The sequence below is a fragment of the Pseudolysobacter antarcticus genome (genome assembly GCF_004168365.1).
GTDB classification, from domain to species: Bacteria; Pseudomonadota; Gammaproteobacteria; order Xanthomonadales; family Rhodanobacteraceae; genus Pseudolysobacter; species Pseudolysobacter antarcticus.
Genome location: NZ_CP035704.1, coordinates 3,173,437 through 3,198,547 on the forward strand (window position 1 = coordinate 3,173,437; position 25,111 = coordinate 3,198,547).

At 58.9% G+C, this 25,111-nt stretch carries 18 protein-coding genes and 1 tRNA gene; 8 read left to right on the top strand and 11 right to left on the bottom strand.

Going from position 1 to position 25,111, the window contains the following annotated elements; all coding sequences use genetic code 11:
* Positions 1 to 25 precede the first annotated feature (25 nt).
* Positions 26 to 102 (bottom strand) — tRNA-Arg (locus ELE36_RS13565).
* Positions 103 to 327: 225 nt separating this feature from the next.
* On the opposite strand from ELE36_RS13565, the gene amaB reads away from it, so the two are divergent.
* From amaB to ELE36_RS13600, 7 genes are all read left to right on the top strand, one after another.
* Positions 328 to 1,860, top strand: a complete 1,533-nt coding sequence (gene amaB, locus ELE36_RS13570) for an L-piperidine-6-carboxylate dehydrogenase (RefSeq protein WP_129834163.1) — start codon at positions 328 to 330, stop codon at positions 1,858 to 1,860.
* Positions 1,861 to 1,953: 93 nt separating this feature from the next.
* The gene (locus tag ELE36_RS13575) at positions 1,954 to 2,613 is read left to right on the top strand and encodes a hypothetical protein (protein WP_129834165.1); all 660 of its coding nucleotides are present in this window, start codon (positions 1,954 to 1,956) and stop codon (positions 2,611 to 2,613) included.
* A 38-nt stretch (positions 2,614 to 2,651) separates the two neighbouring features.
* A complete protein-coding gene (locus ELE36_RS13580; protein ID WP_129834167.1) occupies positions 2,652 to 3,044 on the top strand; it encodes a DUF4190 domain-containing protein in 393 nt (130 codons plus the stop codon).
* Positions 3,045 to 3,065: 21 nt separating this feature from the next.
* Positions 3,066 to 4,085, top strand: a complete 1,020-nt coding sequence (locus ELE36_RS13585; RefSeq protein ID WP_129834169.1) for a quinone-dependent dihydroorotate dehydrogenase — start codon at positions 3,066 to 3,068, stop codon at positions 4,083 to 4,085.
* 20 nt (positions 4,086 to 4,105) lie between these two features.
* On the top strand, positions 4,106 to 5,140 hold the full coding sequence (murB, locus tag ELE36_RS13590; protein WP_129834171.1) for a UDP-N-acetylmuramate dehydrogenase: 1,035 nt from the start codon (positions 4,106 to 4,108) through the stop codon (positions 5,138 to 5,140).
* Positions 5,141 to 5,270: 130 nt separating this feature from the next.
* Entirely contained in the window at positions 5,271 to 7,103 is a 1,833-nt protein-coding gene (locus ELE36_RS13595; protein ID WP_129834173.1) for a DUF1800 family protein, read from the top strand.
* An 8-nt stretch (positions 7,104 to 7,111) separates the two neighbouring features.
* Positions 7,112 to 8,530 (top strand): DUF1501 domain-containing protein, encoded by a 1,419-nt coding sequence (locus ELE36_RS13600; protein ID WP_129836876.1) that lies wholly within the window; start codon positions 7,112 to 7,114, stop codon positions 8,528 to 8,530.
* 48 nt (positions 8,531 to 8,578) lie between these two features.
* Here ELE36_RS13600 and ELE36_RS13605 read toward each other — a convergent pair whose 3' ends face one another.
* From ELE36_RS13605 to ELE36_RS13625, 5 genes are all read right to left on the bottom strand, one after another.
* Positions 8,579 to 9,481, bottom strand: coding sequence for an adenylate/guanylate cyclase domain-containing protein (locus tag ELE36_RS13605; protein ID WP_129834175.1), 903 nt, complete (start codon positions 9,479 to 9,481; stop codon positions 8,579 to 8,581).
* A 112-nt stretch (positions 9,482 to 9,593) separates the two neighbouring features.
* Positions 9,594 to 10,577: a zinc-binding dehydrogenase gene (locus tag ELE36_RS13610; protein ID WP_129834177.1), complete on the bottom strand. Its 984-nt coding sequence runs from the start codon at positions 10,575 to 10,577 to the stop codon at positions 9,594 to 9,596.
* A gap of 51 nt (positions 10,578 to 10,628) precedes the next feature.
* Positions 10,629 to 12,902 carry a thiamine pyrophosphate-dependent enzyme gene (locus tag ELE36_RS13615; RefSeq protein ID WP_129834179.1) on the bottom strand — a complete coding sequence of 758 codons (2,274 nt, stop codon included), beginning with the start codon at positions 12,900 to 12,902 and terminating at the stop codon, positions 10,629 to 10,631.
* A gap of 64 nt (positions 12,903 to 12,966) precedes the next feature.
* A complete protein-coding gene (locus ELE36_RS13620) occupies positions 12,967 to 13,470 on the bottom strand; it encodes a pilin (RefSeq protein WP_129834181.1) in 504 nt (167 codons plus the stop codon).
* Positions 13,471 to 13,541: 71 nt separating this feature from the next.
* Entirely contained in the window at positions 13,542 to 14,723 is a 1,182-nt protein-coding gene (locus ELE36_RS13625) for an acyl-CoA dehydrogenase family protein (protein WP_129834183.1), read from the bottom strand.
* A gap of 260 nt (positions 14,724 to 14,983) precedes the next feature.
* On the opposite strand from ELE36_RS13625, the gene ELE36_RS13630 reads away from it, so the two are divergent.
* Complete coding sequence (locus ELE36_RS13630) at positions 14,984 to 15,811, top strand: polysaccharide deacetylase family protein (protein WP_129834185.1); 828 nt, start codon at positions 14,984 to 14,986, stop codon at positions 15,809 to 15,811.
* Between the two features lie 69 nt (positions 15,812 to 15,880).
* Here ELE36_RS13630 and ELE36_RS13635 read toward each other — a convergent pair whose 3' ends face one another.
* The 5 genes from ELE36_RS13635 to ELE36_RS13655 all read right to left on the bottom strand — a co-directional run bounded on the left by ELE36_RS13635 (position 15,881) and on the right by ELE36_RS13655 (position 24,954).
* Positions 15,881 to 16,381, bottom strand: a complete 501-nt coding sequence (locus ELE36_RS13635) for a hypothetical protein (protein ID WP_129834187.1) — start codon at positions 16,379 to 16,381, stop codon at positions 15,881 to 15,883.
* A 28-nt stretch (positions 16,382 to 16,409) separates the two neighbouring features.
* Positions 16,410 to 17,372: a 5'-nucleotidase gene (locus tag ELE36_RS13640; protein ID WP_129834189.1), complete on the bottom strand. Its 963-nt coding sequence runs from the start codon at positions 17,370 to 17,372 to the stop codon at positions 16,410 to 16,412.
* A gap of 65 nt (positions 17,373 to 17,437) precedes the next feature.
* Positions 17,438 to 18,997, bottom strand: coding sequence for a S8 family serine peptidase (locus tag ELE36_RS13645; protein ID WP_129834191.1), 1,560 nt, complete (start codon positions 18,995 to 18,997; stop codon positions 17,438 to 17,440).
* 70 nt (positions 18,998 to 19,067) lie between these two features.
* Positions 19,068 to 19,847, bottom strand: coding sequence for an NAD kinase (locus ELE36_RS13650; protein ID WP_129834193.1), 780 nt, complete (start codon positions 19,845 to 19,847; stop codon positions 19,068 to 19,070).
* Between the two features lie 136 nt (positions 19,848 to 19,983).
* Positions 19,984 to 24,954, bottom strand: coding sequence for an NAD-glutamate dehydrogenase (locus tag ELE36_RS13655; protein ID WP_277987051.1), 4,971 nt, complete (start codon positions 24,952 to 24,954; stop codon positions 19,984 to 19,986).
* Between the last annotated feature and the right edge of the window lie 157 nt (positions 24,955 to 25,111).

The window sequence follows — 25,111 nt, forward strand, 5'->3', positions numbered from 1 at the left end:
GGGCAAACTCACGCCCGTTGCAAGATGGTGCCCCCGAGCCGATTCGAACGGCTGACCTTCCCCTTAGGAGGGGGACGCTCTATCCAGCTGAGCTACGGGGGCGTGGATTTTTCGATATTGCTTGCAGTTTTCGCATGCTTCGCCAACACGCTGGCGACAGCGACAGCGCGCTGCATTTTCGCACGAATCGCACGAACTGCCAGTGCGAATCCCGGGAAAATTCGCCCGGAGTTGTGGCAAAGCCAGTCGCATGCAGCCGCTCTGATATAATTCGCCGTCGCTTTTTTGTGAGCCGCAACGGCTTGCCACTATCTCTCTGGAGTTTCCATGTCTGCAAATATTCTCAAGGCGCTCGGCTTGACCGAGACCCATTCCGGCACGTATCTCGGCCACGGCGAGTGGTCCAAAACCACCGACGCGGGCGTACTCGAATCGCATAATCCGGCCACCGGCGAACTGCTCGGCCGCGTTTATGCGAGCTCGGAAGCGGACTACGAAACCATCATCACACGCGCGCAGGAAGCGTTCGCGATCTGGCGCACGACGCCCGCACCACGCCGCGGCGAAGCCGTACGTTTGTGCGGTGAAGCGCTGCGCAAACACAAGGATGCGCTCGGTTCGCTGGTCACGCTGGAAATGGGCAAGATCAAGCCGGAAGGCGACGGCGAAGTGCAGGAAATGATCGACATCGCGGATTTCGCGGTCGGCCAGTCGCGCATGTTGTATGGCAACTCGATGCACTCCGAGCGTCCCGGCCACCGCATGTACGAACAGTGGCATCCGCTCGGTCTGGTCGGCGTCGTCAGCGCGTTCAATTTCCCGGTCGCGGTATGGGCCTGGAACGCGTTTCTCGCGGCGATCTGTGGCGATATCACGATCTGGAAACCGTCGCCAAAAACTCCGCTCACAGCGGTCGCCAGCATGAAGATCTGCAACGACGCTTTGAACGCCGCCGGCTTTCCGGATATTTTCTTCCTGTTCAACGATGCGCGCACCGAGCTCGCACAGAAGTTCACCGACGACAAGCGCATCCCGCTGATCAGCTTCACCGGCTCGACCACGGTCGGGCGCATCGTCGGCGAGCGCGTGGCCAACCGCATGGGTCGTTCGCTGCTCGAACTCGGCGGCAACAACGCGATCATCATCGATGCCACAGCCGATCTGAAACTGGCGATTCCTGCGGTCGTGTTCGGCGCGGTCGGCACGGCCGGTCAGCGCTGCACGAGCACGCGACGTTTGATCGTACATGAGTCAATCATCGACGAGGTCACGCAGACCCTGGTCAAAGCGTACAAGCAGATCGAAACGCGCATCGGCGATCCGCTCAAATCCGAAACCCTGATGGGCCCGCTGATCGATCGTGATGCGGTGAATCGCTACGAACACGCCGTGACGCAAGCGCAGGCAGCCGGCGGCACCGTGCTGACCGGCGGCAAGGCGCTCGAAGGCAAAGGCAACTATGTGCTGCCGACCATCGTCAACGGCATCAAGGGCAGCGATGCGATCGTGCAGACCGAAACGTTCGCGCCGATCCTGTATGTGATTCCGTACAAAACGCTCGATGAAGCGATCGCAATCCAGAACGGCGTGCCGCAGGGTTTGTCGTCGTCGATCTTCACCACTGATTTGCGCGCGGCGGAAAAATTCCTGACCTGCTTCGGTTCGGATTGCGGCATCGCCAACGTCAATATCGGTACCAGCGGCGCGGAAATCGGCGGCGCATTCGGTGGCGAGAAAGACACCGGCGGCGGTCGTGAATCCGGCTCGGATGCATGGAAAATCTACATGCGCCGCCAGACCAATACGATCAACTACTCCGACTCGTTGCCGCTGGCGCAAGGCATCAAGTTCGATTTCTGATTCATGCCGAAACATTCCAGATGCAGCGCTGCGATGTAGTCGCTGCGCTGCATCTGGAACTGGCAAGTTGTTATTCAAACGGGGGAGTTCGACATGACAACGAAGGTTTCTGCACGACAGTTGCTTGCGCTTGCGACGCTACTTTCGTTGGCAATTTTCAACGCCTTCGCCGCGACCGAAGCCGTCACCAAGGATGGACGTCATGTCATTCTCGATGACAACGGCACGTGGAAACTGCAGGTCGACAAAAGCAACGAACTTGTCGATATTTCGCTCGCGTATGCAACGCCGAAATCGGCCACCAGCATCGCCCGCAGCGGCTTCGGCGTGTTTCTGTTTGCGTATGACCCGAACAAATGGTCGGTCGAACAACATCCGCTCAGTGAAACTGTTGAATTCATGTTCCGCCACAAAAACGGTTCGGCGATCGTCAAGGTTGTCACAGAGCGTGTGCAGATGACATTGAGCGGGCTGAAGGAACTCAACATCGGCCTCATGCAAAAAACCGATCCGAAAGCGCACATCGAAAGCGAAACGATGTTGACGGTCAACGGCAACACCGGCTTGGTGTTGGACAATGTCGGCGAAGCATTTGGCGCAAACTGGCACGTGCGACGATTCCTGTGGAGCGGCAAACAAGGCTCGGTGCAAATGATCTGCACCGAAGCCAATAATCTCTACGAAGAAAGCGCCGCCGACATCAATGATTTGATCGCCGGATTCAGCGTCGTCGAACCTGCTAAAAAACTCTGACTTTTTACGCTCTCAATGCGCTTTTCAGGAGTAGACCGATGACCATGATTTCATGCCCCGCGTGTTCGCACCAGGTTTCCGACCAGGCCACGTCATGCCCGAATTGCGGTCATCCGCTGGTACCTGCAGCAACCACGAATGTCGCCACCTACAGCAATACTTCGGGCACGAACACGAGTGTGCCGGCGATTGTGAGTCTGGTATTCGGTCTGTTGTCGTGGTGCATCTTGCCGTTCATCGGCGCGATCGTCGCTGTGATCGCCGGACACATTGCGCGCAGTGAAATCCGCAGCGCACCGGCCGGCACGATCGATGGCGACGGCATGGCGATTGCCGGGCTCATTCTCGGCTGGGCGCATCTGGTGGTGGTCTTGCTCGGATTGCTGTTTATTTTTGCCGTGCTCGGCGGTTTCGCAGCGATGTCGCACTGAGCCGCAACGACGGATTATCGCGTGTACAACCTCGCCCGCTCCTTGCTGTTTTGCCTTGATGCCGAACGCGCGCACGATCTCGGCCTGAAGGCGATCGAAGTCGCGTATCGCACCGGTTTTAATCCGCTGCTCGCGAGCAAACCGAAACCATTACCGCTCGAAGTATTCGGCATCAAATTTCCGAATCCGGTCGGGCTCGCCGCCGGACTCGACAAGAACGGCGACTATTTCGAGGCGCTCGCCTCACTCGGTTTCGGCTTTGTCGAAATCGGCACGATCACCCCAAAAGCGCAGGCCGGCAATCCGAAACCGCGCATGTTCCGCCTGCCACAGGCCGAAGCAGTGATCAATCGACTCGGCTTCAATAACAAGGGCGTGGACTATCTCGTCGCGCGTGTCGAGCGCAGCAATTTCAACGGCGTGCTCGGTATCAACATCGGCAAGAACAAGGACACGCCGAACGAAAACGCGGTCGATGATTATCTGTTCTGTCTCGATCGTGTCTACCCGCTCGCGAGCTACATCACGGTCAATATTTCATCGCCGAACACGCAAGGCTTGCGCGACCTGCAGCAGGAAGACGCGCTGCAACGCTTGATCGCGACCTTGCGCGAACGCCAGCAAAAACTCGCCGTACAACACGGTCGATACAAGCCGATGCTGCTGAAGATTGCGCCCGATCTGAGTGAAACCGAACTCGACAGCATCGCCAATGTATTGCTGGCTAACAGCGTCGATGGCGTTATCTGCAGCAACACCACAATCGATCGCAGCACGATTACCGGCCAGCCACACGCGAGTGAAGCCGGAGGACTGAGCGGACGTCCGCTGTTTGCCAAATCGACCGATGTTTTGAAACAGATGGCTAAACGTTTAAACGGCAAAATCCCGTTGATTGGTGTGGGTGGAATCCTCTGCGGCGATGACGCCGCCGCGAAAATTTCCGCGGGTGCGAGTCTCGTGCAATTTTACAGCGGCATGATTTATCGCGGGCCGACCTTGATCGGCGAAAGCATCGATGCTATCCGCGCGCTGCGTTGATACCGTCGCCGAGCAAACTCATGTCTTCCCTACCCGCCTGCGGCCTGCAATACGATGTTTCGTTGAAAGCGCGGAATACGTTCGGTGTCGATGCACGTGCCGCCGTGCTTGCGCGTGTTGCCGATATCGGCGCTCTGCAAACTCTGCTCGCGCAAAAACAGTTCGCCAATCTGCCGCGATTGATCCTCGGCGGTGGAAGCAACATCTTGTTCACTCGCGACTTCGACGGCCTCGTGCTGTTGCCAGAATTTCGCGGCATGGCGATCACGCATGAAAGTGGCGACCTCGTGCATGTGCGCGCCGGTGCGGGCGAGAGCTGGGATGCACTGGTGCGCTGGTCGCTCGCGCAAGGCTTGTGCGGGCTCGAAAATCTCGCGTTGATTCCGGGCCATGTCGGCGCCGCGCCAATCCAGAACATCGGTGCTTACGGTATCGAGTTTGCCGAGGTTTGTGCGGCGGTGGAAATCCATGATGTCGCGATTGGTACAACGCGTTGGCTTTCGCGCGAACAATGCGGATTCGGTTATCGCCACAGCATTTTCAAAATGCCCGAGGCCGCGAACTGGATTGTCACCGCGGTCGATATTTTGCTCACACGGCAAGCGCAGCTTCGACTCGATTACGCCGGCCTGCGCGAACAACTGCAGGCGCAGAACATCGACACGCCCACCGCCGCCGACGTCGCCGATGCAGTCACCCAGCTGCGTCTGCGCAAACTGCCGAATCCGGCCTTGATCGGTAACGCCGGCAGCTTTTTCAAGAATCCGATCGTGATGAACACGGTCGCAAAACAGCTGCAACTGAAACACCCTACCCTGCCCACTTGGCCGACACCGGACGGCCTGAGCAAACTGTCGGCGGCGTGGCTGATCGAGAGCTGCGGTTTCAAAGGCCTGCGCGATGGCGACGCCGGAGTTTCAAGCCAGCACGCGCTCGTGCTCGTGAATCACGGCGCGGCCAGCGGTGCGCAACTATGGGCGCTGGCGCAGCGCATTCAGGCCAGCGTACGGCAGCATTACGATGTTCTGTTGCTGCCGGAACCGATGGTGATCTGATCCAACAATCATCGCTGGTGATCCCTTGCCGGCTCCAAAAACCTGCTCGATATTTGCCGACGCGACATCACAAAAATCGCCATCGAATCGGGTAGACTCAAGGCGCAAGGGGGCTTGCCGGAGACCGCGTATGCAATCTGCCACCGCCGTAACGACCACGGCTCTCGCGCGTCGGCGCGCACTCAGCGCGATGTTCGCGAGCCTCGGTTTCGATACCGCCGTGCCATCGATGCGGCGTGCCGGCAAGGCAGCGACCGATACCCGGCTCGGCGATCCCACCACCATCGCCAGTGTCAGCCAAACCTTGAGCGGCCCGCCGAGCACCGTGGCGTGGCTGAATCGCGCGACGTTCGGTTGCACGCAAGCCGACCTCACAGCGTTTACTGCGCTCGGCGCGAGCGATGCGGCACGCTGGACGGCATGGGTCTCACAGCAAACCAGCCCGGCGGCGATCAGCGATACCGCTTGCGATAGCCGCATCACCTCGGCCAATTTCAAGGCACTGAATCTGACGCCGGCGCAACTCTGGTCTACCTATCATTCCGACACTGTGAACTACAATCATCGCATGTTGCCGATCGCCGAATCGGAGTGCGCAACATTGATCCGCCAGATCTACAGCAAACGTCAATTGCACGAGAGCATGATCGATTTCTGGCATGATCATTTCAGCGTCAACGGTTGGGATTACGATGGCGGGCCGATGTTTCCGGCGTTCGATGCGCTGTTCCGCGCCACCTCTGCGGGCAATGGTGTGTTCGGCAATTTCAAGAACCTGCTGATCAACGTGGCCGAGTCGGCATCGATGATGTTCATGCTCGATCTGTATTCGAGCACGCGCGCCGGGCCCAACGAAAACTATGCGCGCGAGTTGTGTGAGCTGCATACGCTGGGTGCGATGAATTATGCCGGCGTGCTGAATCCGTTTGATCCATCATTACCCGTCGGCACTGCTGGCGACGGCGATGCGATCCGCCTGAAATATGTCGATGCCGATGTGTACAACATCACGCGTGCGCTGACCGGCTGGACCATGTCGCAAAGCACCTACGACACGCGCAACGATCTAAACCCAGGCACGTTCGAATACGTCGATGGCCTGCACGATCAGTACGACAAGTTTTTCCTGAATCGCTACCTCTACGACTACGAACATCAGCAGGATGGCTTCGATGTATTCGCCGCCCTTGCATGCCATCCCGGTGTGGCGACTTTCATCGCCACAAAGCTGTGTCGACGCCTCGTCAGCGATAGTCCATCACCGACCCTCGTGAGCAATATCGCGAGCGTATTTCTGCAGAACTGGCAGGCACCGAATCAGTTGCAGATCGTCACGCAGGCGATCCTCAACTCGACCGATTTCGCCAATGGCTGGGGCCAGAAAATGAAGCGCCCGGGCGTGGCGATGGTCAGCACCTTGCGCGCACTCGGTGCCAACTTCACACCGCTGCCCGATCTGGATAATCCGAATTTTCAGGCGAATACGTGGTCGACCACCAACGCCGTGCTCTCGGCGCTGCAATCCGCTGGTCATCGCTTGTTCTACTGGCCGGCGCCGAATGGATATCCCGATGTGCAGATCGCGTGGGCCAGCAGCGGTTCGCTCGGCATGACCTTGCGTTTGCTCGCGATGCTGCTCGAAATGACGCAGGATCAAACTGTCAGCGCGTCGCCGTATCTGGCTGATGTGCAAGCACAAACCCTGGCTGCGTTTCCCACCGCGGCCACGCGCACGGCGGCGAATATTGCGGGTTTCTGGTGTACGCAGATTCTCGGTTATCAGCCGGCCGGCGTGTACAACGCGGCGGTGGATTTCCTGCGCCAGAATGTCGCCGCCACAGCGGCACTCACCTTGACTACCGATACCTGGAGCGGCAGCAATCTGAGCACTCACTACACGATGTCACGCTTGCGCTCGATGATCGCGTTGATTTTGTGCAGCCCTGATTTCCTGACCCGCTGAGGCCGACCATGTCGAACATCCAGATTGATCGTCGCGGTTTTCTCAAGGGTTGCAGTGCCGCGGCCTTGCTGACAGCCGGCACAAAAAGTTACGCCGTGCTCAACAACACCAGCGCAGCCTCGCAAGACACCTTGGTTGTGGTGTTTTTGCGCGGCGCGATGGATGCGTTGAGCTTGGTATCGCCGGGTGCCAGCAATTCCAATCGTGCCGCTTACGAGACCGCCCGCGTGGCGACGCGCGTGCCGCTCACCGGCACTGGCGCGGGTTTGTCGATCGCGAGCGGGCAATGGAATCTGCATCCACGCGCCACGGGTTTGAACACCTTGTATGGGCAAGGTCATCTTGCGATCGTGCTTGGTGCCGGACAAAAACAACCGCAGCCGGTAATCCGCAGCCATTTCGAGGCGCAATCGAATCTCGAAGCCGGACTCGGTGGCGGCAGTGGCAGCGGGCTCGGCTGGCTCACACGCCATCTCGGCAGCGCTGGCCTGCCGACAAATGTGCCGGTGCCCTCGATCAGCATGGGCAGCATCACTGCCAGCAGCCTGCTCGGCAGCAACGAAACAATCACGATGAATTCGGGTTCGGATTTCCGTCTCGATCAGGGCAACTGGCCGTGGAATTCCAACGACACCGATACCGTCGTCGGCGTCAACGGACTGGTGCAGGTGTTGCCGTCGTTATGGCAATCGAGCGCGCTGCCGATTGCGGCTGCCGGCATCAGCACGCTGGAGGCATTGGCGCAATTTCGCACGGTGAATTTCTCGACTTATTCGGCCAGTAATACCGGCGGCTACAAACCCTCCGGCAGCGTTGTTTATCCCGGCACAGGGTTCGGCAGTCAGCTGCAGAACATCGCGCAACTGATCAAGAAAAGTGTCGGTTTGCGCATCGTCACGCTCGATCTCGGCGGATGGGATACGCACAACGAGCAGGGCTCGCCGGTTAACAGCTACGATTATTTCGGCAATCAGGTGCAGACCTTGTCCGAAGGTTTGAATGCGTTCTACAGCGATCTCGCCGGCGACAGCAACGGCAATTACATGCAGCACACCAGCGTGGTCACGGTCAGCGAATTCGGCCGCCGCGTTCTGGAAAATGCCTCGGGCGGCACCGATCACGGCTACGGCACGGTGATGCTGGCGATGGGCGCAGCGGTGAACGGCGGCCAGACTTACGGCACGTTTCCGGGGCTCGGCACCAATCCCGACGGATCCAACCAGTTGTTCGAAGGAGCGGATCTCAACGTCAGCACCGACTATCGCCAGGTGCTATCCGAAGCGATCATCCGCCGCCTCGCCAACCCGAACGTGTATTACGTTTTTCCGGGTTACAGCGGTTACACGCCGCTCGGGATTTTCCAGGGCACGGATCTGCCGCCGACGAATTACGATGCGATATTCAAGAGCGGGTTCGAGTCGAGTTAGATTTTTTCATGCGCCGCAGACCACCGCTTGCGCTGCGAGCGGTAGGACTCAAACTTCGCTGCACTGAAAATACAAAACGTGTTCCTGATTCAGCGTGAGCGTCTGCCCGAGACTGATCGTGCCGGTGCGGCGCAGATGAAATTCGTCGCGATGCAGATGCAATTCGTCATCGTCGCCGAGCTTGACATACGTGCCGTTGGTCGAGCGATCCGACAGCATGAAATGGCCGCGCTTGTATTCGATCATGGCGTGGTTGCGCGATATCCAGTCGGCCTCGATCACGAGATCGTTGCTCGCGTCGCGGCCCAGCGTGAAGGGTTCGGATGCTTCGTCGAGTTCGACTACACGACCGCGATAACGCATCAACAAACGGTTGCGCGGCGGCCCGGCATCTTCACTGCCGATCACCCGTTGCACCATCGTCAAATGCGATGTGGTGTTCTGCCACAACACATCGACGATCTCGATCGGCTGCTGCTTGCCGGCGACGCGCGCCTGCCCCAGCGAACGTGTTTGCAACATCGCCACACTGGTCAATGACTTCAGCGTGCTCGCGGTGGTGACGATCTGCTGGCGCTTGGCCAGCGCGGTCATGCGCGCCGCGACATTCACTGCATCGCCGTAGACATCGCCGTCCTCAACCAAGGTATCGCCGTGATGCAGGCCGATACGGATGGCGAGATTGTCACGACGGAATTCGACATCCTCATCGACGCGACGGTGCATGTCGACCGCAGCCAGCAAGCCTTGAATGGCGCCGGGGAAAACCACCATGATCTCGTCACCGATGGTCTTGATAACACGACCGCCGTGAGTCGTAACGACCTCGCTCAATGCGGCCAGCACACTCGCGATAATGCGCCGAGCCGCGACATCGCCGCGCTGCTCGAACAAGCGCGTGCTGCCGCTGACATCGGCGAACAGGATCGTGCTGGCGTGAGTGATGGTCATCGGCAGCAATGATAGGTTACTGGCAAGGCTTTTAGAAACATCTTGCTCGCAGCCAGCACGTCAAAATCAGGCTGAGCTGGCTACAAAATCTTTCACGACCGACCGCGCAAACTCAAACGATCGCGCCCAAGGCGATTTTTCCAACCTTGCCGGGACGCGCGATATGCGTGAGCGCAGCCTGGATTTCGTTCATCGGATATTCGCCTTCGAGTGGCAAATCGAGTTGCTTGTTCGCCACCAGCGTTACCGCCTCGGCGATCAATGCACGTTTGGCATCGGCACTCGATGCATCGAACAACGCGCCGCCCCAGAAACCGCGGATCTGGATATTGGCGAAAATCAGCTTGCCCGAATCGATCTGCATCGGTTGGCCCGACATAGATCCGAACGAGATCAGCTGCGCATCCTTGCCGAGTATGCCGAGCAGTTGCAGCGATGTCGTGCCGCCAACCGAGTCGATCGCACGAATCACCGGGCTGCGACCCGTCACTTCGCGCGCCTTGCGCGCCCAACCTTCGTCGTCGCTGGAAAATACGTGTTCGGCGCCGATGGCTTGAAGCTCCGCGATGCCCTCGGCACGACGCACGAGATTGATCACATTGATGCCTTGCGCGCGCGCGAGCTGGATGATGATGCGGCCCACCGTGCCATTCGCCGCGCTCTGCACGATCCAGTCGCCGGACTGCAAACGCATTTCCTGCATCAGCAGGATTGCGCTCAGCGGCATCGCAAACAGTTGGCACGCGGCATCGTCGGAAACGGCATCGGGCAACGGCACTACCATCGCAGCCGAAGCAGTGAAATATTCGGCCCAGACATTCGACGCAAACGAAACCGCAACGCGCTGACCGTGCTGAAATCCGCTCACGCCTTCGCCGAGTTTCTCGATACGTGCAACACCTTCCGAACCCGGAATCGCCGGCAACGGCGGACGATAACCGTAGGCGCCGCGAATGATCGCGATGTCGTGATAATGAATCGGCGACTTGATCAGTTTCAGCAGCACCTCGCCGGCTTTCGGCTCGGGCACCGGCAACTCGCGCAATGCCAGGACTTCTTTCGGATTGCCGAATTTCTCGTAGACGAGTGCTTGCATGATGATCTCCGGTTGCGCAGTGGATTCAGAATATTCGCCGGGCGCGGCGACTCAGGATTTGAGCAAGGCCAGCGCGCCGTCGATCACGCTTTGATCGGATGGCAATACCAGCGTCGCGGCGCCGGCGAGCGGCGTGTAGGTGTCTTCGCCGACCACGCGCGCAATTGGTTTTTTGCCGAAACCCGCTTCGACGATCGCGGTGATGATGCCCTCGCCGACGCCGGCGCTGCGCCGGCCTTCGTCGACGATCAGGATGCGTTGGCACTCGCCGGCATGCTTGCCGATGAACTCCGCATTCAGCGGTTGCAGCCAACGCAGATCGAGCACGCGTATTTTGATCTTGTGCTGCGTTTCGAGCGCACGCGCGGCGCGCAGGCTCATTGGCACGCCGTTACCGAAGGTGATGATCAGCAAATCCGTGGCGTCTTCGTGATAGACACGACCTTCGCCAAGTGTCATTGCCTGATCGAGCGGCGGATACGCGAACAGCCATTGCCCGTCACCCGCTTCGTACAGATCCTTGGTCATGTACAACGCGATCGGTTCGAGAAAAGCACACACACGGCCATCGACTTTCGCCAGTGCCATCAGGGTGCGCAGCATGCTCGCGGCATCATCGCCGCGCGACGGACAGGCAACGATCAGGCCCGGAATATCGCGCAAGGCGGTGATCGAATTGTCGTTGTGGAAATGTCCGCCGAATCCTTTCTGATAACCGAGCGAGGCCATGCGCAACACTATCGGATTGCGATACTGGCCGTTCGAGAAAAACTGCAGCGAGCACGCCTCGCCACGAATCTGGTCGCAGGCGTTGTGGAAATACGCGAGGTACTGGATCTCCGGAATCGGCAACATGCCCATATTGGCGTAACCCTGCGCCATGCCGAGAATGGTCTGCTCGTCGAGCAAGGTATTGAACACTCGCCCGCTCTTGAATGCCTTGTGCAAACCTTTCGTCACCGTGTATACGCCGCCCTTCGCAGCGACGTCTTCACCGAACAGCAGCGTCTCGGGATATTTGCAGAAGATGTCGAACAGCGCGTTATTGATCTGGATGGCCAAATGTTTAGGTGGCTGTTTCTCGGGCAGCTTTTCTGCGCTGCCGAAAATCTCCAGACGCCTTTCCGCGTAATCTGCGCGTTTCGCTTCGGCCGTTACTTTTTCGGCGTGATACGGCGCCAGCGGCTCGATGATTTCAGCGAGCGAGGTGAGCTTGATGCGTTTGTCGGCGTTCTCCGCGGCGGCCATGCAACGCACGCGCGTCGCCTCGTACAAAGCCAGCAAGGTGGTCTTGTCGAACAGGCCGGATGCGAGTGCAATCTCGGCGGAACGCAGCAGCGGATCCTGGGCTTCGGCGGCAAGCAATTCTTCGAGCGCGCGATATTCGACTTCAAAATCCGTGCCGGCATGACCCATCAAACGGGCCGTGCGCAGATGCAGGAAAGTCGGCTTGCGCGTGGTGCGGCAGTGATGCACGGCGCGCGCAACCTGCTCGTAACCTTCAGCCAGATCGAGGCCGTTAGCGTAGAAATAAGCGAGATCGTTGCGATGGCGGAACGAGTTGCCGATCCAGCCGCTTGGCGTCTTGGTCGAGATGCCGATGCCGTTGTCCTCGCACACAAACAACACCGGTGCTGGCAACTGCTGATAGGCCGCCCACTGTGCCGCGTTGAACGCGCCTTGCGCGGTGGAATGATTGGCCGAGGCATCGCCGAACGAGCACACCACGATGCTGTCGTCGGGAATCGGCAATTTGTGCTGGATGCGTTTGCCCTGCGCGATCGCCAGCGCAGTACCTAGCGCCTTCGGCAGATGCGAGGCGATCGTCGATGTCTGCGGCAACACCCACAACGGTTTTGAACCCCACACTTTGTGCCGGCCGCCCGAGGCCGGATCGTCCTTGCTCGCGGCAAAACTCAAGGCCGAATCCATGATCGGATCCATGCCTGGCAATTTGCGAAAACGCTCGGCCATGAAACCGCCGGATCGGTAATGCAGGAAAGCCGGATCGGTGTGGCGCGTGAGCCGCGCAACCATCGCATTGCCTTCGTGGCCCGAGCTGCCGATGGTATAGAACACCTTGTTCTGAACGCGCAAAACGCGCGCCATCAAATCGAGATGCCGCGAGTTCAACTGCGACTGAAACAGCGCGAGAAAATCCTGCGTCGTGCACAAACTGTCGGGTAGGATCGGATCGACCAGCGCCGGACGCGGCGATACCGGACCTTCGTAATTCCTGACAAATTCGCTGAAATTCTGATCGACAACTTCGGCGCGGTTGACGTTCTTGGCGCGGGCAGAAATCGGTGCGGCGGATACGGACATGATCGGGGTAACCTGGGTTGATCGATGCGGCGGCACAAACTCCGCGCGCACCAAGTGGCAGAAATTATGGCGCGGTGATCGCGCCGTCGGCGCTATAACGGCAGCCCGGGAGAATACGCTCGATATCCTTGAAACTCGGGCTGATGCACTGCCAACTGATGCCCATCGTATTGACGCGTGTGACATCGGCGATCAGTTCGATCCGGCCATTGGCCACACCGGATTTAGCATCGTAGGTCAGCACCAGACGATCACTGAGCAGATCCATGCGCACCAGGCTTTGACCGTGATATTCCGTCGGCGCCGACAAACCGACATCGGCATTGCTGATCGGTGGTTTGCCGTTGCTCAGCATGTATTCGGTGAACGCCACTTTGGCGCTGCCGCTGGCGCGTACAAAATCGTCGCGGATCATCGCGGCGCGCGCCAAACTCTCCGGCGTGTTTTCATTCATCGCCGGACTGCCCGCAACCTGCGCCGTTTTGTAACGATCGAACGCGAATAATCCGAGCAGCACTGCGACCAGCATCAGCACGAACAACCCGACATATTTCATCGCTTGCGGCACGCCATTCTCCGAGCAATACGCGTTACCAAATCTGCGCGGCAAGAATTACCGCGCGATCATTCGCCACAAAATCAGAATGCATTGATACCGGTAATTTCGCGCCCGACCACAAGCTGATGCACGGTTTCAGTGCCTTCGTAAGTGATCACGGATTCGAGATTCAGGCCATGGCGGATCGGACAGAATTCGGTGGTGATGCCGGCGGCACCGAGAATATCGCGTGCCTCGCGGGCGATGTCGATCGCCATGCGACAGTTGTTCCACTTCGCCAGCGATACCTGCGTCGGCTGCATCTTGCCGGCATCTTTCAGACGGCCAAGTTGCAGCACCAGCAATTGCGCGAGCGTGATGCGTCGCGCCATGTCGGCGAGTTTGAGTTGCACCGCTTGCGTGGCACCGATCGGCTTGTTGAACAGGATGCGCGTTTTGGCATATTCCGATGCTTCGGTGAGGCAGGCGATGGCCGCGCCGATCGGCCCCCAGGTGATGCCGTAACGCGCCTGCGTGAGACAGCCGAGCGGGCCTTTCAAACCTTTGACATTGGGCAGGCGGTTGGCGTCTGGCACACGCACGTTGTCGAAGAAAAGTTCGGACGTGACCGATGCACGCAGCGACATTTTGCGATGGATGTCGCGTGTCGCAAAACCCTTCATGCCGCGCTCGACGATGAAGCCTTGAATGCCATCATCGGTACGCGCCCAGACGATCGCGATGTGCGCAAGGCCGCCGTTGGTAATCCACATCTTGGCGCCGTTGATGATCCAGTCATCGCCGTCTTTTTTCGCATGCGTTTTCATGTTCGCCGGATCGGAGCCACCGTGCGGTTCGGTCAGGCCGAAGCAACCGATCACCTTGCCCTGCGCCATCTGCGGCAACCAGCGCACACGCTGTTCTTCCGAGCCGTAAGCAAAAATCGGATACATGCACAACGAGGATTGCACCGAAACAAAGCTGCGGATGCCGGAATCGCCGCGCTCAAGTTCCTGACAAATCAGGCCGTAACTCACCGCGTTCATTTCCGCGCCGCCGTACTGGCTTGGCAACGACGAACCGAGCAGACCGAGTTCGGCAATTTCGGGAATCAGATCGAGCGGGAACACGCCCTTGTCGAAGCAATCGCCGATGATCGGCAACACCCGCTCGTCGGTGAAGCGCGCCACGGTATCCTGCACCATGCGTTCGTCATCGCTGAGCATAGAACGGATATCGTAGAGGTCGACGGGATTGAGATTGAGGCGACCGGAATCGGCCATGGCGGCATGCTCGGATGAGTGAAGGGAAGCGCAATAGTTTAGCCGGGACGCGGCCTTGCGTCACGCCGATAGATTCCTCATCGGTTCATTTTGGCTTGCGTACCCGGGGGTTTTTAGTCGGATATTTCTCGATGCAACGGTGCGTGCTGAATTTGCAAACCGCTGCAATCTGTTTGCGCGTGCTGGCGATTTTTCAATTGATGGCCGCAGCGACGACAGTTTCTCTATAATTGCTATTGTTTTTTCGAACTCGGCCGACCATGCGTGTGCCCGTACTCACCTATCACGGCGTGAATGTTGCCGGTGATGCTTACGTCGGAAACGACCATGTCGCGCTTGCAGTCGACTTGCGTCTGATCAGCGATGCCGGCCTGCGCATCGTGCCGCTGAGCTGGGTCGTGCAGCAACTACTCGGACTTGCCGCACGCGATCTGGATCATTGTGTCGCTCTCACTTGCGACGATGGCAGCGACTACGATTATTTCGATCTCGATTATCCGCCGCACGGTCGGCAGCGCAGCTTCTTCAATACGCTGCTGGATTTCCGTCGCGAGCGCGGTTTCGCCGCGCAACCCGATCTGCATCTGACCAGCTTCGTAATCGCCTCGCCCGCTGCCCGCCGTGAAATGGATCAGCGCTGCCTGTTCGGGCGCGATGCGTTACGCAGCAACTGGTGGCGCTCGGCGCAGACGTCCGGGCTGATGTCGATCGAGAACCACAGCTGGGATCACAATCATCCGGAGCTCAGCGGCAACGGGCCGTATGGCATGCCGCGTGGATCGTTTCTCGACGTGAACAATCATGCCCGCGCCGATGCGGAAATTACCGCGGCGGCTCGCTACATCGATGGCGTGATCGCGCCGCAACGTTGCAGTCTGTTCTGTTATCCGTTCAGTCATGTCAGCGATTATCTGCGCAGCGATTATCTGCCGAATCATCAAGCCGAACACGGCATGCTCGCAGCATTCGGCGACGGCGCCACGCCGATTACTTTCGACAGCGATCGCTGGAATCTGCCGCGCTACATCTGCGGTTACCATTGGAAATCGCCGGACGAACTCAACGACTTGTTGCACGCGGGAACTTGATCATCTGCGGCGAGACGGAAAATTTCCGCGCACTCGCGCAGGCAAATGAATTCGCGATAAGTCGCGCGATCAAAACGGCCCGACGACGTTTGCCTGCGCCAGCAGTTCTGCCCGCCGATCAGGCGCAAGTTCGCGGGTCCAGTAAACCAGCAAATGCTTGTGTTCGGTCTTGCTGAAACCCACCGCCAAATCGACACGCTCGGCCAGGCCATCGCCGCAATAACCGAAAATGGCGTCATAACGCGGTGCAAAATGTTTTACCGCGTAGTCAAGTGTGTGCTGGTACACGCCGCCGACAGTTCGCAATGCATCGCGCTGCGCTGCACTCAAACGCCGCAAGACGCGATCATCCGTACACGCACCACCGCCGAGCAAGATCTCGCCAGCATTGCTGAAATGCGCATAACACAGCGGCACAAAAGCGCCGTCATCGCGACGCCAGAACGCGACGATATGATGCGGAAAATCCGGTGCAGTCTGTTTGTAGCGGCGCTGAAAAATCTGCTCGACAAACGCCGGGCCGTGATCGACCTCGGTGACAATGATGAAATCTTCGACTCGCATATTCATGCTGGCGGACTATGAAGAATTGGCAAATTCATTTCGACGAGTTGTTGCGCACGCCGTGCGGCACATGTCCGGTGGCGACGTGCTGGCGCGCGGATTCGACGTTGGCGTGCGAATCGTCGAAAAAAATATCCGCACCGAACGCCTGCAGGAACGGACCTTTTTCGCGACCGCCGAGAAACAGTGCCTCGTCCAGTCGCACCCCCCATTCACGTAAAGTCAGGATCACACGTTTGTGCGCAGGCGCCGAACGCGCCGTGACCAGCGCCGTGCGGATCGGCGAATCTTCCAGCGGAAACGCCGACTGAATACGATGCATCGCGATCAGGAATTCACGAAACGGCCCGACCGGCAACGGCAATGCGGCATTTTCGTTTTCGTAACGGCTAAACGCTTCGAGACCTTGCTCGAACGAAACACGCTCGGACTCGTCACCAAAAATTACTGCATCACCATCGAACGCGATACGCAATTGATCGGAGTGGGTTTGCGGCGCTTTCGACGGCAGGATGGTCGCTGCAGCAACGCCGGCATGCAGCGCCTGCGCCACGTCCTCGGCATTCGAGGACAGGAAAAGATTCGCGCCAAACGGCTGCGCGTACGGATGGGTCGGTGCACCGTTGGTGAACGCGGCGCGCGTGATTTCCAGACCATAATGTTCGATCGCATTGAAGATGCGCAGGCCGGTATCGCTGGAGTTGCGCGACAACAGAATCACTTCGACGCGCGGCATGGCCGGGGCCAGTTGGTTCAGGCGCAGCAGTTTTTGCACGAGCGGAAACGCAATGCCCGGCGCGAGCAATTCGTCCTCGCGCTGACGCTGATCGCGCGCGTAAGCTTCCAGACCCTCGCGTTCGAACAGTTCATGGCTGGCGCTGAGGTCGAACAACGCGCGCGAGGAAATCGCGACGATCAGCTTCTGACTCAAATCGTCAGACGCCTGATCGCCGGTATTTTCGCTACTCAGCGCAATCGACACGTTATCAGGTTGCATGATCGACCAATACGACATACTGGTTTTTACGCATTGCGCAAGTCATCAAGAACGTATGCGTGGATTCAATTGTTGACATCACTACCGAAGCCGTCATTGAAAATCTTTTCGGCAACCTTGAAAGCCGCATAAACGTCTATACGGCCAGATCCTTGCACCGGATTCGGGAACGTAGTCGCTGCAATACCGCCACAACTTTGCGTTCCAGCATTGATATGCACGGCAGTCGAACGCAGCAGGTTTGCAACCTGATCAGGATGGCCCTTCAACGCCGGATTGGTCGCGATCAGCAACGCAGCGGCCCCAGCAACGTGCGGCGTTGCCATGCTCGTGCCGCTCAATGTCGCATACGTGCTGACCGACGTGCTGTAGGAGGATCGCACGCTGGAACCGGGTGCGGCCGCATCCGGCAAAACACGCGCCGCGCCCGCCACCGGACCGCGACTGGAAAAGCCCGAAATCGCATTTGCCGAAGTTTCTGTCTGGATACTGGAAGCCACCACGAACGCGCTGTCGTAAATCGCTGGAGCATCGAAAATCGTGGCACAACCGCCGCTGCTGGCACTGCCATCGTTGCCGGCCGCCGCGGCAAAAAAGATTCCGGCAGCGACGACATTGTTGACCGCACCGACCAGTTCCTGGCCGGTATTGCAGCCTTCCGAAGCGTCGCATCCCCACGAGTTGCTGATCACATCCGGCGCCAGATCCGGCTGCGGATTTTGCCCGTTCGAATCGGTCGGCGCGATCATCCATTGCATGCATTCGATATAGCGCGCTGGCGTGCCGACGCCGGCATCCATATTGCGGCAGCCGATCCATCGTGCGCCCGGGGCAACACCCGTTTGATTGCCCGCGCCATCGTCGCCGATCATCGTGCCGACGGTGTGCGTGCCGTGACCATTGTCATCGCACGGTGCTGGCGAATCGGCTGCGCAGCTTGCGTTGACGACATGAATGGCATCGTGCCAGTTGTAGTTGTGGTTTGCCGTTGTGCCATCCCAGCCACGATATTTGGCCTTGAGCGCGTTGTGGTCCCAGCGATAACCGGTGTCTTCGCCCGCAATCACCACGCTCTGCCCGGTAATGCCCGCCGCCCATACCGATGGCGCGTTGATCTTGCCGACACCCCACTCAACCGTTTCGACAAAGTCCGGTGACTCGGACGATACGACAGTCTGCTGCTGTTGTGGCAGGCGATTGGCGAACTCGGGATTCGGGTTCAACGCGGCCACATCGGCACGATCGGCCAGCGCTTCTAGCGTGGTTGCGTCGGCGCGTAACCAGATCGTATTGGTAATCCAGAACGCGCGATATTCAATGTGCCGACTGTCCAGCCACGCGCGTAAAGAAGCCTGATTCTCCTGCGCTGTACTTTGTAACATCGCCACCCAGGCACGTCGCCGCGCGAGGTAACTCTGATTCGGATCGAGCAATGCTGCATTCGCCGTCGCAGTAAATTGCACCAGTGTTTCGATGGCTGCGTCGTGACGCAGCATGGCTTGCAAAACCCGTGGATGCACCTTGGCTTGTGCGAGTGGCGAGAGTGCTGCGTGGACATGCGATGCCAGCATGAACATCGTGATCGCCAGCAGGATTTTTCCGCCAGAAAGTTGCTGTGATTTCATCGAAGATTTTTTCGCGTCAGGATTGGAGTGAATGATTTGGCGTCGTCCGTGACGAGGGATCGCGCGATAACTAAAGCTCGAACTGTTCGTTGAGAATGCGATCTTCGAGATTGTGCTCGGGATCAAACAGCAACGTCACGTTTTGATCGACCGCGGCGCGCACGGTGATTTCGACCACGTCGCGCGCTTCGCTCGAATCCGCGGTGGCGCTGACGGGACGCTTGTACGGATCGAGCACTTCGAATTTGACTACGGTTTCGGCGCGCAGAATCGCACCACGCCAGCGTCGTGGGCGGAACGGGCTGATCGGTGTCAGTGCGAGAACGTTGGAATCCAGCGGCAGAATCGGGCCATGCGCAGACAGATTGTAAGCCGTGCTGCCGGCGGGTGTCGAAACCAGAATGCCATCGCAAACCAGCTCGGGCAGCTTGACGATGCCATTCAGCGAAACTCGGATATGCGCCGCCTGTTTGGTCTGGCGCAACAGCGAAACCTCGTTGAACGCCAGCGAACTCATGCTCGTGCCGGCCTCAGTAAGCGTGCGCATCAAGAGTGGCCGCAGAATTGCCGCCTGCGCATTTTCCAAGCGCGCCAGCAAGTTTTCGGGCTGATACTGGTTCATCAAAAAACCGACCGCACCGAGTTTCATGCCGTACACCGGCACGCCGAATTCGAGGTTGCGATGCAATGCGCGCAGCATGAAACCATCGCCGCCGAGGGCAACAATCACGCTTGCCTGCGCCAGCGGCACGTCTTCATAACGTCGCCGCATTTCGAGCAGCGCCGCTTGCGCTTCCTCGGTATTGCTGGCGACAAAAGCGATACGCTGATCGGTCACTCGCAGTCCCATCCGTCGCTTGGAAAAAGGTGCATGCGCGTGCGATTGCAACGCGCAATAGTCGAATGACTATACGCTAGCACGAGCCGTCTCGCGACGGCAGAAAACCTTGCGCGAACATCGTCCGCGCAAGGTTCCAATGTATCGATCAGACCGGGCGTGCGCCGGCCTGCACGAGCTGCGCGAGGCGGCGCACCGCCACCGATACGATCGGGTAATCCGTCACCACTTGCGTGCGCATGTCGGCGAACATGCCGAGCGTGTATTTGAGCGCAGGATCATCGCGGTTGAGCCAGGCGTCGACGATTTCATCGCCATTGCCGTCATCGCCCTGCTCCAGCACCTGCGCGGTCAAGGCGCGATGCTGGGTGTAAAGTTCGTCGCGTAGCGAACCGCGTGCATGCGCGTGCCAACGCGACTCGACCGGCAACTCCTCGATCTTGCCCATGAGCCACGACAAGTGCAGCGCCTCGCCCAACGCAAAGTATACTTCTGCGGCGCGCTCGACTTTGAGGTCATGCTCGGCGGCGACATGGATGATGTCCAGACCCGATCCCGGCGTGCGCAGCACGGCGAAATCGGCAGCCAGCGCATCGGGAAATCCCGACTCGATCCAGCGTTGTTTGTCAGCATCAAAACGGCTGCGCTCACGTGGCGTAATCGACTCGGCCAAATGCAGGCGCAATTCGCGCATACCCGGATGGTAGCGTGTCACCGCCGCGGCGATATCGAGTGTCGCTTCGGAATGATTGAGCAACCAGCGCGTCGAGTTGCGCAGGGCCGCCCAGACCACCAGCAGCGCATCGATCTGCGCATGATCGTTGATCTTGCCATCGAGTGCCTCGATGCCGGCCCACATCTCGCGCGCATCGAATACTTCACGCGCAATATTGAACGCGCGCGCCACTTGCGCTGGCGTCTTGCCGGTGTCTTCGCCCATGCGCAGCACAAACGTCGCACCCATGCGATTGACCATCGAATTGGTCACCGCGGTGGCGATGATCTCGCGCTTCAGGCGATGCCGCTCCATGTGCTCGGCGTACTTTTTCTGCAGTGGCTCCGGGAAATAGCGGCGTAATTCCTTCGACAGATATGCATCTTCCGGCACATCGGAATCCAGCAATTGCTGGAACAGTACAATCTTCGAATACGACAGCAGAATCGCCAGTTCCGGGCGCGTCAAACCGAGTCCACGCGCACGCCGTTCGGCGATTTCGGTATCGCTCGGCAGGAATTCGATTTGCCGATCGAGCAGACCTTCGGCCTCCAACGTGCGTATGAAATGCTGCTTCGCACCGATGCGCGAAACCGACATGCGCTCCATCAGGCTGATCGCCTGGTTCTGGCGATAGTTGTCGAGCAACACCAGGCGTTCGACTTCGTCGGTCATCGCCGCGAGTTGCACGTTGCGCGCCGGCAAAGTCAGCTCACCGCGCGCCACGGCGTCGTTGAGCAGGATCTTGATGTTGACCTCGTGATCCGAGGTATCGACGCCGGCCGAGTTGTCGATGAAGTCGGTGTTGAGCAGTACGCCGGCCTGCAGCGCAGCCTCGATGCGACCGCGTTGAGTCATGCCGAGATTGCCGCCTTCGCCTATGATCTTGCAGCGCAGTTCGCGACCGTTCAAGCGGATCGCATTATTCGCGCGATCACCGGCATCGGCGTTGGTTTCACTCTCGGCCTTGACGTAGGTGCCGATGCCGCCGTTCCACAACAGATCGATCGGCGCCTGCAAAATCGCACGCAACAAATCGTTCGGCGGCAACGCCGACACATCGGCGGCGATGCCCAGTGCTTGCCGCACTTGCGGCGAGAGCGGAATGGTCTTGGCGCTGCGCGGATAAATGCCGCCGCCGTCGGAAATCAGTGACGCATCGTAATCGGCCCAGCTCGATCGCGGCAGCTTGAACATGCGCTCACGCTCGATGAAGGATTTTGCCGCATCGGGAGCCGGATCGAGAAAAATATGGCGGTGATCGAACGCCGCGAGCAGGCGTGTATGTTTCGACAACAGCATGCCGTTGCCGAACACATCGCCGGACATGTCGCCGACCCCGACGCAAGTAAAATCTTCGGTCTGGCAATCGCGACCGAGCGCGCGGAAGTGGCGCTTGACCGATTCCCAGCCGCCTTTCGCGGTGATGCCCATGCCCTTGTGGTCGTAACCGACCGAGCCACCCGAGGCAAACGCATCGCTGAGCCAGTAACCGTGTTCAGCGGAAATCGCGTTGGCGATATCCGAAAACGTCGCGGTGCCCTTGTCAGCGGCGACGACCAGATACGGATCGTCATCGTCGTGGCGTACGACATTCTGCGGATGCACGATCTTGCCTTCGACGATGTTGTCGGTGATGTCGAGCAGGCCGTTGATGAACAGGCGATAGCAGGCGATGCCTTCGGCCAGTTGCGCATCACGATCGCCGCCGACCGGCGGACGTTTGACGAAAAATCCGCCCTTCGATCCGACCGGCACGATGACCGTGTTCTTTACCATCTGCGCCTTGACCAGACCGAGCACTTCGGTGCGGAAATCCTCGCGCCGATCCGACCAGCGCAAGCCGCCGCGCGCGACCGGGCCGAAGCGCAGATGCACACCCTCAACACGCGGCGCATAGACAAAAATTTCGCGATACGGTTTGGGTTTCGGCAAATCCGGCACACGCGCCGGATCGAACTTGTAGCTGATGTATTCCTTCGGCTTGCCGTTCGTCGGCTGATAATAATTGGTGCGCAAGGTGGCGTTGATGACGCCGAGATAACTGCGCAGGATGCGATCTTCATCGAGGCTGGCGACACGATCGAGCAATACCTTGATCGCGGCGACGATGGTTTCGGTCTGCGCCTGACGCGGTTCGCTGCGCAGGTTCAGCAGCGAATCGACAAACGCCGGCGTGGTCTTGGCAACGTCGGGATCGAGCAGCGTCTTGAGCTCGCTGGTTAGGCGCTTTTTCGCATACTCGAGCGCGGTCTTGCTGATGTTTTCGCGCTGCGGGTCGAACTTCGCCTCGAACAACTCCACCAGCAATCCGGCAATCAGCGGATAACTCGACAGCGTTTCTTCCATATAGGTTTGCGAGAACGGCACACCGGTTTGCAGCAGATATTTGCAATAGCTGCGCAACACCGACACCTGACGCCAATCCATTTGCGCATTGAGGATCAGGCGATTGAAACCGTCGTTCTCGGCTTGGCCGCGCCAGATTCTTTCGAACGCATTCTGGAATGCATCGCGCACTTGGTCGAGATCAATCTCCTGACGCAACGCGGTCTGCACTTCGAAATCCTGGATGGTGATGCGCGACTCGCCGACGAGCATTTCGTACGGATGTTCGGAGAGGATTTTCAGGCCCATGTTTTCCATCATCGGCAGCGCATCCGACAATGTGATCGGCGCGCCGCAGCGGAACAACTTGAAGCGCAGCGCATCGCCTTTCTTGCGCGAGCGATACAACGACAGACGAATATCCTCGCTGCCGGAAAGACTCGCGGCGGTCTCGACATCAGCGGCGGCGATATGCGCGGTGACTTCCTCGATGTAACCCGCGGGCAACGCGCGGCCATAACGATTGGCGAGTTTCAGGCCTTTTTCTTCGCCATGTTTTTGCACAAGCTGATCGCGCAGATCGTCGTGCCAATTGCGCACGATTTGCGCGATGCGCGCTTCGAGGTCGGCGGTTTCATATTGCGGCTGATCGCCTGGTTTCGGGCGGATGATCAGGTGCAAGCGTGCGAGTGCGGACTCGCCGATCTGGATCGCCGAATCGATGCGTTCGCCGTGGAAGGTGCGCTTCAGCAGATTTTCGATACGCTCGCGCACATCACTCGAAAAACGGTCACGCGGGATGAATACCAGACACGAGAAAAACCGTCCGTACTTGTCGCGACGCACGAATAATCGCGTGCGTGGTCGCTCGGACAACGCGAGGATTCCCATCGCGGTGTCGAACAATTCTTCTTCGCTGGACTGGAACAGTTCGTCGTGCGGCAAGGTTTCGATGATGTGGCGCAGCGACTTGCCCGAATGCGAATCGCGACGCAGGCCCGAACGCGCCATCACCGCCTCGTATTTGCCACGCATCAATGGCACCTGCCACGGCGCCTGCGCATACGCGCCAGACGTGTAAAGGCCGAGGAAACGCTGCTCGGTCACGGCAATGCCAGCGCCATCAAAACCGAGCACGCCGATGTAGTCCATGTAGCCCGGGCGATGCACGCTGGAACGCGCGTTGGTCTTGGTCAGGATGATCGCGTCCGATGCACCGGATTGCGGCATGTGTCGCGCGGCCATGGTCTTGACCGAACGCGGTGCCACCGAACGTTCGGCGCCGCGCAGAATACCGAGACCGGAACCCGGCACCGCGCATAAAACCTCGTCGTCGCCCTGTTTGGTCACCGCATATTCGCGGTAACCGAGAAAAGTGAAATGATCCTGCGTGAGCCAGCGCAAAAATTCCTGGCCTTCTTCGGGATGCGCCGTTTCGATGCCGGGTTTGCGCTTGCCGAAATCCTCGACGATCGCGAGCATCTTGTCGCGGATCGATTTCCAATCGGTCACACACGCGCGCACATCTTCGAGCGCGGCCAATGCGTTGTTCTTGAGCTTGACCAACGTCTCGGGTTCGGCGCTGCGATCGACCTCGAAATGCATCACCGATTCGAGCTGGCCACGGCCCGTGCCTTCCGCCGACAGCGCGAGCACATGACCGCCCGGATCACGCTCGATCGCAAACAGCGGATGGATCACCCCATGCGTGCTGCGCTCAGCCTGGGTGATCGCCATGCTGACCGAATCGACCAGGAACGGCATGTCGTCGGTGACGATTTCGATCACGGTATGCGGGCAAGTCCAGCCTTGCTCGTCCATGCTCGGATTGAATACACGGATACTCGGCTGGCCGGTCTTGCGCACGCGCAAGAAATCCAGCAGACCCAGCACCAGCGCAGCCCAGTCGTTCGGCGTGCGTGCCGCGACATCTTCCTGCGGGATGCGCTTGAAAAACTGCGTGACAAAAATCTGCGCTTCAGCGAAACGCGGCGCGCTCAGGCGTGTTTTCAGCAGTTCAAGTACCACCTCGACGCGCATCGCGGAGGTCGTGGTATCGATCGATTTTGTGCTCATGATTTCCCAGGCAAGCGGGTAATTTGAAGGGTGCCAAGGATACCGCCAGCGTATGACCGGAATCTACGCCGCGGCCCTGACAAAAACGCTGAATGCAGTCGATTCGTTCGAGCCACATTCAGCGTGAGAAGCGATGCCGCTGTCGATCCGACCAGCG

Bases quoted from the DNA above. Each gene is read 5' to 3' on its own strand.
- ELE36_RS13650 (WP_129834193.1), bottom strand. From the start codon at position 19,847: ATGGGACTGCGAGTGACCGATCAGCGTATCGCTTTTGTCGCCAGCAAT.
- ELE36_RS13610 (WP_129834177.1), bottom strand. From the start codon at position 10,577: ATGCAAGCACTCGTCTACGAGAAATTCGGCAATCCGAAAGAAGTCCTG.
- ELE36_RS13605 (WP_129834175.1), bottom strand. From the start codon at position 9,481: ATGACCATCACTCACGCCAGCACGATCCTGTTCGCCGATGTCAGCGGC.
- ELE36_RS13600 (WP_129836876.1), top strand. From the start codon at position 7,112: ATGTCGAACATCCAGATTGATCGTCGCGGTTTTCTCAAGGGTTGCAGT.
- ELE36_RS13575 (WP_129834165.1), top strand. From the start codon at position 1,954: ATGACAACGAAGGTTTCTGCACGACAGTTGCTTGCGCTTGCGACGCTA.
- ELE36_RS13635 (WP_129834187.1), bottom strand. From the start codon at position 16,381: ATGAATATGCGAGTCGAAGATTTCATCATTGTCACCGAGGTCGATCAC.
- ELE36_RS13625 (WP_129834183.1), bottom strand. From the start codon at position 14,723: ATGGCCGATTCCGGTCGCCTCAATCTCAATCCCGTCGACCTCTACGAT.
- ELE36_RS13655 (WP_277987051.1), bottom strand. From the start codon at position 24,954: ATGAGCACAAAATCGATCGATACCACGACCTCCGCGATGCGCGTCGAG.
- amaB (WP_129834163.1), top strand. From the start codon at position 328: ATGTCTGCAAATATTCTCAAGGCGCTCGGCTTGACCGAGACCCATTCC.
- ELE36_RS13640 (WP_129834189.1), bottom strand. From the start codon at position 17,372: ATGCAACCTGATAACGTGTCGATTGCGCTGAGTAGCGAAAATACCGGC.
- ELE36_RS13645 (WP_129834191.1), bottom strand. From the start codon at position 18,997: ATGAAATCACAGCAACTTTCTGGCGGAAAAATCCTGCTGGCGATCACG.
- murB (WP_129834171.1), top strand. From the start codon at position 4,106: ATGTCTTCCCTACCCGCCTGCGGCCTGCAATACGATGTTTCGTTGAAA.
- ELE36_RS13615 (WP_129834179.1), bottom strand. From the start codon at position 12,902: ATGTCCGTATCCGCCGCACCGATTTCTGCCCGCGCCAAGAACGTCAAC.
- ELE36_RS13595 (WP_129834173.1), top strand. From the start codon at position 5,271: ATGCAATCTGCCACCGCCGTAACGACCACGGCTCTCGCGCGTCGGCGC.
- ELE36_RS13630 (WP_129834185.1), top strand. From the start codon at position 14,984: ATGCGTGTGCCCGTACTCACCTATCACGGCGTGAATGTTGCCGGTGAT.
- ELE36_RS13580 (WP_129834167.1), top strand. From the start codon at position 2,652: ATGACCATGATTTCATGCCCCGCGTGTTCGCACCAGGTTTCCGACCAG.